This window comes from Kingella negevensis (assembly GCF_030177895.1).
GTDB classification, from domain to species: domain Bacteria; phylum Pseudomonadota; class Gammaproteobacteria; order Burkholderiales; family Neisseriaceae; genus Kingella_C; species Kingella_C negevensis.
This window is the reverse complement of the sequence record NZ_CP123448.1, coordinates 2,094,115-2,105,475: the sequence shown is the minus strand read 5'-3', so window position 1 is coordinate 2,105,475 and position 11,361 is coordinate 2,094,115. Positions and strand designations below refer to the sequence as shown.

General features: G+C 42.3%; 9 protein-coding genes. 7 read left to right on the top strand and 2 right to left on the bottom strand.

From position 1 onward, the window contains the following. Positions 1-166: 166 nt before the first annotated feature. The 7 genes from hrpA (at position 167) to scpC (ending at position 9,218) form a co-directional block, all read left to right on the top strand. Positions 167-1,561: an ATP-dependent RNA helicase HrpA gene (gene hrpA / locus QEO93_RS11420; protein WP_032137997.1), complete on the top strand. Its 1,395-nt coding sequence runs from the start codon at positions 167-169 to the stop codon at positions 1,559-1,561. A 48-nt stretch (positions 1,562-1,609) separates the two neighbouring features. Beyond that, the gene (locus QEO93_RS11415; protein WP_032137998.1) at positions 1,610-2,215 is read left to right on the top strand and encodes a hypothetical protein; all 606 of its coding nucleotides are present in this window, start codon (positions 1,610-1,612) and stop codon (positions 2,213-2,215) included. Positions 2,216-2,231: 16 nt separating this feature from the next. Next, on the top strand, positions 2,232-4,865 hold the full coding sequence (locus QEO93_RS11410; protein ID WP_032137999.1) for a DUF3418 domain-containing protein: 2,634 nt from the start codon (positions 2,232-2,234) through the stop codon (positions 4,863-4,865). A gap of 47 nt (positions 4,866-4,912) precedes the next feature. Then, positions 4,913-6,475 (top strand): AAA family ATPase, encoded by a 1,563-nt coding sequence (locus QEO93_RS11405; RefSeq protein ID WP_032138000.1) that lies wholly within the window; start codon positions 4,913-4,915, stop codon positions 6,473-6,475. Beyond that, complete coding sequence (locus QEO93_RS11400) at positions 6,447-7,325, top strand: HNH endonuclease (protein ID WP_052368847.1); 879 nt, start codon at positions 6,447-6,449, stop codon at positions 7,323-7,325. Before QEO93_RS11405 ends, QEO93_RS11400 begins: the two co-directional genes overlap by 29 nt. A gap of 44 nt (positions 7,326-7,369) precedes the next feature. Then, positions 7,370-7,507: an MJ0042-type zinc finger domain-containing protein gene (locus QEO93_RS11395; RefSeq protein WP_348651508.1), complete on the top strand. Its 138-nt coding sequence runs from the start codon at positions 7,370-7,372 to the stop codon at positions 7,505-7,507. 172 nt (positions 7,508-7,679) lie between these two features. Then, positions 7,680-9,218, top strand: a complete 1,539-nt coding sequence (gene scpC, locus QEO93_RS11390) for a succinyl-CoA:acetate CoA-transferase ScpC (protein ID WP_085815448.1) — start codon at positions 7,680-7,682, stop codon at positions 9,216-9,218. Positions 9,219-9,333: 115 nt separating this feature from the next. On the opposite strand, the gene QEO93_RS11385 is transcribed toward scpC, so the two are convergent. Together QEO93_RS11385 and QEO93_RS11380 are read right to left on the bottom strand one after the other, a co-directional pair. Further along, positions 9,334-10,638 (bottom strand): DUF2868 domain-containing protein, encoded by a 1,305-nt coding sequence (locus QEO93_RS11385; protein ID WP_044250494.1) that lies wholly within the window; start codon positions 10,636-10,638, stop codon positions 9,334-9,336. Positions 10,639-10,721: 83 nt separating this feature from the next. Then, a complete protein-coding gene (locus QEO93_RS11380; protein ID WP_052368848.1) occupies positions 10,722-11,339 on the bottom strand; it encodes a glutathione S-transferase family protein in 618 nt (205 codons plus the stop codon). Positions 11,340-11,361: the final 22 nt, after the last annotated feature.

Genomic DNA, 11,361 nt, shown 5'->3' with positions numbered 1-11,361 from the left:
AGCAAGAATAACGCCTATTCTGTTAATTGATAAAAGAAAATGTAAATTTTTTGACAGCAAGCGTTTTATCCATACAACAAAACAACACGCAGCCTGAAAAAAATCCTTTCAGGTTGCATTTTGTTATAATTTCGCATCTGAAAAATAATTGAATTTGTAACAAAAAATGAATATTCCCGATTTATCAAAAACCCTTTCAAAAGACCGCCATTTCCTAAAAACCGCTTTCAGACAGCCTGAAAAATTCGGCGGATTAGAAAAAGTCCAACAAAAATACCAAAAATCCCACGACCTATTTTTACAACGCCAAGCGCGTGTGCCAGCGATTACGCTCAACCAAGATTTGCCTGTTTACGAAAAACGCGAAGACATCAAAACTGCCATTCAAAACAACCAAGTAACCATTATTTGTGGCGAAACAGGCTCGGGCAAAACCACGCAAATTCCGCAAATTTGTTTGGAATTGGGGCGTGGCGTGTCGGGATTGATTGGACACACGCAGCCACGCCGTCTTGCCGCTCGCTCGGTGGCGGAACGGATTGCCGAAGAATTGCACAGCGAAATCGGGCAAGCAGTCGGCTACAAAATTCGTTTCAATGACAAAACTTCGCCATTATCTTTCGTAAAATTGATGACGGACGGCATTTTATTGGCAGAAACGCAAACCGACCGTTTTTTAGCGAATTACGACACAATCATCATTGACGAAGCGCACGAACGCAGCCTGAATATTGATTTTTTGCTGGGCTTTTTAAAACAATTATTGCCGAAACGTCCTGATTTAAAAGTGATTATTACGTCTGCCACGATTGACGCGGAACGCTTTTCGCAGCATTTCAACAATGCCCCTGTGATTGAAGTGAGTGGGCGAACTTATCCCGTAGAAATTCTCTATCGCCCATTAAATCAACAAGATGAAGACGAAGCGGAAATTGAATTGGCGGACGCGATTGTGGACGCGGTAGATGAATTGGCGTGTTTTGGTTCAGGCGATGTGTTGGTGTTTTTGTCGGGCGAGCGTGAAATTCGTGAAGCGGCAGAAGCCTTACGAAAATCGCCATTACGCAAAAATGACGACATTTTGCCGCTTTTTGCCCGATTATCAGCGCAGGAACAGCACAAAATTTTTCATCCGACTGGCGACAAACGCCGCATTATTTTGGCGACCAACGTGGCGGAAACGTCGCTGACCGTGCCGCGCATTAAATTTGTTGTGGATACGGGGTTGGCGCGTGTGAAACGCTATTCGGCGCGAGCGAAAGTGGAACAGTTGCACGTTGAAAAAATTTCGCAGGCAGCCGCGAAACAGCGTTCAGGGCGATGTGGTCGTGTGTCGGCTGGCGTGTGTATCCGCTTATTTTCGGAAGAAGATTTTAACAATCGCCCTAAATTTACTGACCCTGAAATTATTCGTACAAATTTATCGGGCGTGATTTTGCGTTTACTGGCGTTGGGGTTTGGCGATATGGAAACGTTTCCGCTATTGGATATGCCCGACCAACGCTATATCAATGACGGTTATCAGGTGTTGTTGGAATTGGGCGCGATTGCGGAAAGTTAAAAAGCAGCCTGCACTTTTTCAAGCTGCCTGAAAATAGGAATTGTGAATATGGAGACACAAAAATTGCCGCATTGGTTCTGGCAACTGTTGCCCGTTTTAACCAAACGGCAAAATATTGATTCTTTTGAGCAATGGTTATATGACACGCAAGCCGAAAGCTCATTTCCAAACGATGTCTATCAATCACTTTTATGGTTGAATTATCGTGAATCGTGCCAAGTCGTTATTACCAAACTAATTGAATTAGCAAGCCAGTATGTGCCTTTATATATGGATGATGATAGATTGTATGCCATACAATTTATGACTCAATTATTTTCATTTGAACACCCTGAATATTACTGGGAAAGTAATGATGAGATTTGGGCATTTTTGCCGATTGATAATGCTAATTATATTTCTGAATATCGAGAGATTATGGAAGATTATTGGTATGAGTTTGATAGATATAGCCAAGAATGGGAAAGTGATATTTCAACAGAATACAAGGTATTTCATTTGGAATATCAGCGAATTACAACTCAATTAACCGAAGCAATTTATAAACACATTACAGAACAAACGGATTTGCCCTGTATGCAGCCTAAACCTATTTTCAGGCAGTCTGAAAAATCCAGTTTCTCAATCTTCAATATTTTTAAAAAATATTTTTAATTTAATCTAAATAAATATGATGTCTCCACAAAAAAACCATTACAAACTCACCCCACTCGGCGAACAAATGGCGCGCCTACCGATTGACCCGAAAATCGCCCGAATTTTAATCGCCGCGAAAAAGCACGATTGCATGGCGGAAATGCTGATTATTGTGTCTGCTTTGTCTATTCAAGACCCACGCGAGCGACCGCTTGAAGTGCGCGATTTAGCGAATAAGGCACACGAGCGTTTTGCCGATAAGCAGTCGGATTTTTTGACGTATTTGAATATTTGGGACAGTTTTCAGCGTGAACGTGATAAAAAATTGTCTAATAAACAATTAGTTCAATGGTGTCATCAATATTTCTTGTCGCATTTGCGTATGCGTGAATGGCGCGAATTACACGCACAACTGACTGAAATCGCGGTGGAAATGGGTTTGACGAGCAAGGAAAACGCTTTCAGGCAGCCTGAAAATTTATCTGTGTTTGAACAATCCGATATTTCTAGCGATTTAGATTTATCGGCAAAACTCAAACAAAAACAACTGTATAAGAAAAATCATCGTGCCAATATCAAGGCGAAAAAAGAAGCGAGTTACGAGCAAATTCATCGTGCCTTGCTGACGGGTTTGGTGGCGAATGTGGGGCAGAAATCGCTTGACGCGAACGATTACATCGGGGCAAGGGGCAGCCATTTTCATTTGTTCCCTGCGTCCAGCGTGTTCAAAGCCAAGCCAAAATGGGTGATGGCGGCGGAATTGACTGAAACGTCCAAATTATATGCCCGAGATGTGGCAAGCATTCAGCCCGAATGGATTGAGCAGGAAACACCACATTTGGTGCGTTACCATTATTTTGAGCCGCATTGGGAGCAGAAACGCGGCGAAGTGGTGGCGAGCGAGCGCGTAACCCTTTATGGTTTAACGGTTTTGCCACGCCGTCCTGTGGCTTATGGGCGAGTTGCGCCCGATGAAGCGCGAGAGTTGTTTATTCGTGGCGCGTTGGTGGCGCAGGAATGTGATTTGCAGGCTGCTTTTTTCGTTCACAATAAAAAATTGATTAAAGAAGTTATTGATTTAGAAAATAAATCTAGAAAACAAGATATTTTGATTGACGATGAAATTTTGTATGAATTTTACAATCAAAGGCTGCCTGAAAATGTGGTTTCAGGCAGCCTGAAAAAGCCGCTTGCCGATATTCGCACCTTCGAAACGTGGCTGAAACACGCGGATGAAGCCACGCAAAAACGCCTGTTTCTCACGAGAGACGACTTGATGCAACACGCCGCCGCCCACGTTACCGAAGAGCAGTTTCCCAAATTTTGGAAAACGGCGGACGGCAAATTCAAGCTGTCGTATCGTTTTGAGCCGCACCACCCACTTGACGGCGTAACCGTTTCACTGCCTTTGACGGTGTTGAATCGTATCAATTCGGCAAGTTTGGAATGGTTGGTTCAAGGCATGATACGCGAAAAATTGCAGTTGTTAATCAAAGTTTTGCCAAAACAAATCCGCCGAATTTGTGTGCCTGTGCCTGAATTTATCACGCATTTTTTAAACCAAAATCCCGACCAAAACGCCCCGATTTTGCCCCAACTTGCCCAAGCGATTGCCAAATATGCTGGCGATATGCGGCTGTTGGAACAAATTGATTTGGACGAATGGGCAGCTTTCAGGCTGCCTGAACATTGCTATTTTAATTTACGGATTGTTGATGACGGCGGTCAAGAATTGGCGATGGGACGCGATTTAGTTCAATTACAACAACAGCTTGGACAAGTGGCAAGCATGACATTCCGCGACAACACGCAGGAATTTGAACGCGACAACATTAAAACGTGGGACATCGGCAAGCTGCCTGAAAGCGTGAAATTCGCTCGCGGTAAACAGCAACTAACAGGCTACATCGGATTACAACAAGAGAAAGACGGCAATATTGCCTTGCGTTTATTTGATACCGAATTGGCGGCGGAACAATCGCACCGAAAAGGCGTTATCGCCTTGATTCAATTACAATTAAAAGACCATATGAAAGACTTGAACAAAGGTATTCAAGGGTTTACGCAAGCAGCGATGTTGCTGAAACACATTGCCCCCGACACGCTGAAAGATGATTTGACGGCGGCGATTTGTGACCGTGCTTTTATTGGCGATGACGAGTTGCCACGCGATGAAAAAGCCTTTAAAGAACAAATCAAAAGAGCGAAAAGTCGTCTGCTAGCCGTGAAAGAAGCGGTGAGCCGATATTTGGACGAAATTACAACTGCCTACACCGAACTCAACGCGAAATTGGGCAAGCACCCACTCACGCCCTTAATCCGTGAACGACTGAATGTGCTGCTGGGCGTGGGTTTTGCCAGTCGCACACCTTGGACGCAGTGGGCGCGGTTGCCTGTGTATATCAAGGCGATGAGTTTGCGGCTGGATAAATATAGCGGCAATCCCGCGCGAGATGCGGCGCGTGAAGCAGATATTCAGGAATTGGAAGCGATATTGGCGGAGAAATTGGCGAATTTGTCGCGGCAGAATTTGCCTGTTTCAGGCAGCCTGAATGCGTTTGGGTGGCAGATTGAGGAGTTGCGTGTTTCGTTGTTTGCACAGGAGTTAAGAACGCCTAGTCCTGTTTCGGTTAAAAGGTTGTTGAAGGAGTGGGAAAATTTGAAATAAGTCTTATTTTTCAATTATTAAATTAAATATTTTTAGAAAGAAAAATTATGGAATTTATATTATTAGAACGTGGTGAATCTATTCCTAGCAATGCAAAGAATAAAGTATTTCTACGTATAGACAAATGGAACGATTATTCTTTTGTAACTGTGTTTTATTTACATTTTGTTGATAATTTAGGAACTCTTCATCATATTGGAAACGTAAAAATTGGTTTTAAAGGACAAACAACAGACACTGGTACTTATATAAAAATAGAAAAAGATTTTGGGGGTAAAAAATTTCTATCTTTAAATGATGAATATTTTTCTTTAGGAGAAGATCTAGAATACTATAAAGGATTAAACTTATTGAATGAAGATGTTAAAAAAGAAATTTTATCTTCGTTGAATGATTTAGCATATTTGAATCCTAAAATAGATGAAGTTAAAGATGAGAAAGTATTCAATTATTCTTTATTACGATTCGTTAGTTTAACAAGCATATATGGTCAGTTTGCAAGAATTATTAAAAGACAAGCTGAATTAACTGAATTTAATTTTAGTTTTGTAATTCCTAAAACTGAAAATAATTCTGAAATTAAACTTGATTTTAATGTTGAACCACTATCAAAACCCAGTACAAACATACACGCAATTATTGGTAGAAATGGTGTGGGTAAAACAACTATTTTGAATGGAATGGTTAAAGCCATTATGTCTAAAACTGAATCCAATAACAGATTTTATTTAGATTATTTAGGATTTTGTCGAAGAGAAATTGATAGTACTTATTTTAGTAATTTAATTTCTATCTCATGGAGTGCTTTTGATACTTTTGTTCCTCCAAAAGAGCAAGCAGACCCAGCACAAGGGACATGTTATTTTTATATTGGCTTAAAAAAGCAACATGGTATTCAAACCGCAACAGATATTCATGAAGAATTTGCTGAAGCACTATCTATATGTTTATTTAGAAAAAAAGAACAGCGTTTGACTAAAGCTATAAGAAATTTAGAATCAGATACTAATTTTAAATTTATGGAATTACCAGAAAAATTAAAGATTAATTCTAATGAATCGAATATTAATATTAAAGAAGCTGCAATTAAGTTAATTCAAAATATGAGTTCAGGTCATGCAATTGTATTATTAACTATTACAAAATTAATAGCAGTATTAGAAGAAAAAACACTTATTTTAATTGACGAACCTGAAAGTCATTTACACCCTCCATTATTATCAGCATTTGTGCGTGCATTGTCGGAGTTACTGTATGAAGTAAATGGAGTTGCAATTATTGCTACTCATTCACCTGTAGTTTTGCAAGAAATTCCTAAATCATGTGTTTGGAAAATTCAACGTGTTGGTATTGCAACTGATACAAAACGACCTAAAATAGAAACATTTGGAGAAAATGTAGGTGTTTTAACGCGAGAGGTATTTGGATTAGAAGTCATTAAATCTGGTTTTCACAAATTACTTATAGAATCTGTAAATGAAAATAAATCATATGATGAAATCTTAGATGAATATAAGCATCAATTAGGTATAGAAGCAAAAGGGTTGCTAAAAATATTGATTGCCGAAAGAGATAGAAAAAATGCTGAAATTAGAAGTGCCGAGTTATGAGAATAATGAAATATTTACATTATTGATTGAAAATATGAGCAATGCCATTTCAATAAAATCAAAATTGCAAAATCAGACAAATAAAGATTTGTTAATTCAAGCATGGGATAATTATGACCAAATGGCATCAGCACAACAGTTATTTTCTATACTACCTAATTCACAAGACGGTATTGTGCATAAAATTATTGGAGATTTAAGTTATGATGATTTAATACAAATGTATGAAAACTATTTTACTAAAAAAGAGAAAAAAATTAGACGTATATATGATGAAATTTTAGCTAAATCAGAAAGATGTCCGTGCTGTGGAGGGATAGGTATTTCTGCACAATTAGACCATTATTTACCAAAGCAAAAGTATCCTCAGTATTCTGTCTACCCAAAAAATTTAATTCCATGTTGTAGAGATTGCAATGAAGGATATAAAAAGGCTATTTTTGCAACACAAGAGAAAGACCAGTTAATACACCCCTATTTTGATAAGGAGATTTTTTTTAATGAGCAATGGATATATGCAAGTTATGATGCAACCTCCCTAAATGATACAGAAGCGACGATACAATATTTTACGCAAATTCCAAGTGCATGGAATGCCACAGATGCAAATAGAGCTAACAATTATTTTAATATTTTAGGATTAGAATCACGATTTGCAAAAGAAGCAAACAGCGAGTTGCAGATGCTTATTCCACAATTAAATCAATTGTTAAATTACCCAAATCCTTATCAAATGATGCTAGATGTTTACCAAAATTGTGCCGATACTTTTTCAATTAATCATTGGAAAAGAGTTATGTATCAAGCCGTATGTAAGAATATTTCCAATTTGATGAATGCAGTACCATAGTGATTGGTATTTACTAATTTATAACAGATAAAATTTTATCCAATATGTTATTAATTAAAAGGACTTTCATGCACGAAATCAAATGCCCCCACTGCCAAACCGCGTTCACGATTAACGAAGCCAGTTACGCTGGATATTTTAAATCAAGTTCGCACGCAAGAATTTCATGCAAAAATACATAATCATTTAATAATTTGAACTCATGCAACAAAAAGCAGCCTGAAACCCCTTTTCAGGCTGCTTTTATATTCCCTACCACCTCCAAAAAAACTCTCCAAATCCCCTTGCCCCCCCCACAAAAACTAGCTATATTTCACAATCCTTAACATACAAAAATACAAAGGAGTAAAAACCATGAATCAAGCCATCGAAAGAATCCGCCACTCAGGTTTACACAACAAAATCATGACTGCCGAACAAGCCGCAGAATTTGTCAAAGATGGTATGTTAGTCGGCGTGAGCGGCTTCACGGGTGCAGGCTATCCCAAAGCCTTACCCACCGCCATCGCCGAACACGCCAAAACCGAACACGCCAAAACCGAACACGCGCAAGGCAAGCCATTCGCCATTAAACTTATCACAGGCGCGTCCACTGCACCTGAATGCGACGGCGTATTAGCAGAAGCCAAAGCCCTATCGTTCCGCAGTCCATACCAATCCGACCCAACCCTACGCGCTGCAATTAACAAAGGCGAAGTCGCATATACAGACGTACACCTCTCCCACATTGAGCAGCAAGTGCGCTTCGGTTTCTTCGGCGAAATGGACATCGCCATTATTGAAGTGGTCGGCATCACAGAAGACGGCAAACTGATTCCGTCCACCAGCGTAGGTGTGAGCAATCAATGGGTTAAGTCCGCCAAAAAAATCATTATTGAAGTGAACACGCTGCAAAATCCCAAACTGGAAACCATGCACGATATTTTTGTAGACATCGGCACACCACCCAACCGCCGTCCGCTTTTGCTGCTAAACTCAGATGACCACATCGGCGATTATTATATCGATTGCGACACCGACAAAATTGCCGCCATCGTGTTCACCCACGACACCGATCGCAACAGCAAATTCACAGAGTCTGACGATATTTCCAAACGCATTGCCGCGCACATCATCGAATTTTTCAGCAACGAAGTGAAACACGGCAGATTAACTGAAAACCTATTACCGTTCCAATCAGGGGTCGGCAACGTCGCCAATGCTGTGTTAGCAGGCTTGCAAGACAGCCCATTCAGCGAACTCACAGGTTTCACAGAAGTACTGCAAGACGGCATGTTAGACCTGATTTTGTCAGGCAAAATGCAATCTGCATCCGCCACCGCGTTATCCTTTAGCCCCGAAGCATTGCAACGCTTTGATGACAACATCGATTTCTTGCGCGACAAAATCATCTTGCGCCCCCAAGAAATCACCAACCACCCAGAGCTGATTCGCCGCCTAGGTGTCATCAGCATCAACGCCATGATAGAAGCCGACATTTACGGCAACGTCAATTCCACGCACATCATGGGGACAAAACTGATGAATGGCATTGGCGGCTCAGGCGACTTTGCGCGTAACGCCATGTATACGTTCTTCGTAACCCCATCGGTTGCCAAAAATGGTGCAATTTCCTGCCTAGTGCCAATGGTGTCGCACCACGACCACACCGAGCATGATGTGATGTTTATCGTTACAGAACAAGGCATTGCAGACTTGCGCGGCAAATCGCCACGCCAACGCGCACAGCTCATCATCAACAACTGCGCGCACCCCGATTACCGCGATGCGCTGCAAGACTACTTTAACCGTGCCGAAAAAACCGCGCAAGGCGTACACACGCCACACTTGCTCGGCGAAGCTCTTTCATGGCATCAACGCTTTGTAGAAACAGGCGACATGCGCGTGAAATAACAAAAAGCAGCCTGAAAAATAATTTCAGGCTGCTTTTTATAGTAGCTGTAGGTCAGATACTTGAATCCGACATCTCTTCATCAATTTAGAAAGAAGTCGGATACAAGTATCCGACCTACTCCACCCAAGCCCAACCCCGTTCACGCAGCAAAACGCGCCATTGTTCCGCCACAGAATCCGTTTTCAGGCTGCCAACATCATCGCCCACATCAGGCAACAACATCACCACCAACCCAGCTTGCGCAGCTTGCGACAATTTCCCCAACTGCCGCACCACGCCCCTATCAGGTACATGTTTCGCGCGTACGCCTACCAATAACTGTACAGGCACAGTTTCCAATTCTGCTAACAAATCCCCTAAAGCCGCCCTATCTGCCACAGCCCCCCTATTCTGCCAATCCAAACCCAACACATTCACGCACCAATTGTCATCAGGCGCCAACGCGTCCAACAACACCGCCCAGCGCGTACCGTCCGCATTCAAGGCCACTTTCGGCACATTCAGCGCAACTTCATCTGCACGATAATCCGCCGCATCGTCCACCACGCGCTGCTGCCATTTCAGCACAATGTCCCGATAATACGGCAAATCCAAATCCAATTCAGGCTGCGAACGGCTCATCTGCCAACGGCAAACTACCCACGCCATCAAGCGCGGCAAGCAGCCATAACACACAATACTCCCCAGCAACAAACTGCCCCAAGCCGCCGCGTGTTCATAATGAAACGCATTTTGCGCCGCTTTTACTATTTCGGCAGACGGCACGGCAAAACCCAGTTTTTCAGGCAGCCAACTCAGCACCGCCACCAAACCCGCAAAATGCGAGCCGTTCAGCAAAGTGCTTTCCCAGTTGAAACTATATTGCCGTACCAAAAGCAGCACCAACACCGCCAAAAACATGCCCACCAGCGCACACAAAGCGCGTTGATGGCTCATCTCGCCCAACCGCCAACGCGCATGCGGTTTCATGGCAGACTGCGCATACACTTCAAAAATCGCCTGCTCCACGCTGTCTTTGCTGCCTGAAAACACACTTGCCAACATCGGTGGTATATGGCGCGGTTTACCAAACAGACTCACGCACCACACCAGCAGCATCAGCCAATTCATGCCCAAAATACCCACCAAAATCATCAAAAAATTCAGGCTACCTTGTTGCATAAGCTGATAAGTTCCCAAGAAACCCAATGCGAGCCACAACACGCGGCTCACGTGCGCCAAAAGCTGCAAACGCTGCCTGAAACTTTCCAAACGATGAAGTAGTTGTTGGTCGCGGTCAATCATCGCAGCGCGGCGGTTTAGCTTTTCTTGCACTGTGCCGTCTGCGTGGCGCAGTAATTCTGTGATAGCGAGTGGGTCGCTGGGAAAAAGGTGTCCGCGCTGCTCTAATATGCGCACGAGTTCTGTGTATAAATACATAAGTAATCAATCTGTTATTCAATTTCAGGCTGCATTTTAATACAAACGCAGCCTGAAAACCTTTTCAGGCTGCGTTCTAAAAATTAAATCAAACCTTGGTCTTTTAACGCGGCTTGCACACCTGCGTTATTTTGCACACGCTCAAAATGCGCCGCCAAATTTTTAAACTTATCAAATTTCACATCCAAACGTGGCAACCATAATTGCGTAACGTAAAAATACACATCGGCAATCGTAATTTCATTGCCCGTCAAATACGGCTGATGTGCCAATACTTCATCGGCTTGCGCGTAAATCGCTTTCATCGCCGCAATGCCCATTTCACGCAAGACTTGTTTTGCTTGCTCGTTTTCCACGCCCAACGCCGCAAACGTTTTACTAATCGCGCCGCTATGCAAATCACTGTTTGCCAACGCCAACCATTGTCGTGTCAACGCTTTTTGCTGTGCGTTACCACTACCGAAAATATTCGCTTGCGGGAATTTCTCGTTCAAGTATTCCAAAATCGCTACGTTTTGCGCCAGTTTGAAATCGCCGTCAATCAACAAAGGTACTTTGCCTTGCGGATTCAACGCCAAAAACTCAGGGGTTTTCTGTTCGCCACGTTCCACGTGAACTGGCTCAAATTCCGCTTTTGCCCAATGTAATGCGGTGTGTGGCACTAATGGACATGCGCCTTGTAAATAAAATAATTTCATCATTTTGTTTTCCTTTCTGTGTTTT

What these genes read in the sequence shown, in the direction of transcription:
- hrpA (WP_032137997.1), top strand. Translation starts at nt 167, where the DNA reads ATGAATATTCCCGATTTATCAAAAACCCTTTCAAAAGACCGCCATTTC.
- QEO93_RS11415 (WP_032137998.1), top strand. Translation starts at nt 1,610, where the DNA reads ATGGAGACACAAAAATTGCCGCATTGGTTCTGGCAACTGTTGCCCGTT.
- QEO93_RS11410 (WP_032137999.1), top strand. Translation starts at nt 2,232, where the DNA reads ATGATGTCTCCACAAAAAAACCATTACAAACTCACCCCACTCGGCGAA.
- QEO93_RS11405 (WP_032138000.1), top strand. Translation starts at nt 4,913, where the DNA reads ATGGAATTTATATTATTAGAACGTGGTGAATCTATTCCTAGCAATGCA.
- QEO93_RS11400 (WP_052368847.1), top strand. Translation starts at nt 6,447, where the DNA reads ATGCTGAAATTAGAAGTGCCGAGTTATGAGAATAATGAAATATTTACA.
- QEO93_RS11395 (WP_348651508.1), top strand. Translation starts at nt 7,370, where the DNA reads ATGTTATTAATTAAAAGGACTTTCATGCACGAAATCAAATGCCCCCAC.
- scpC (WP_085815448.1), top strand. Translation starts at nt 7,680, where the DNA reads ATGAATCAAGCCATCGAAAGAATCCGCCACTCAGGTTTACACAACAAA.
- QEO93_RS11385 (WP_044250494.1), bottom strand. Translation starts at nt 10,638, where the DNA reads ATGTATTTATACACAGAACTCGTGCGCATATTAGAGCAGCGCGGACAC.
- QEO93_RS11380 (WP_052368848.1), bottom strand. Translation starts at nt 11,339, where the DNA reads ATGATGAAATTATTTTATTTACAAGGCGCATGTCCATTAGTGCCACAC.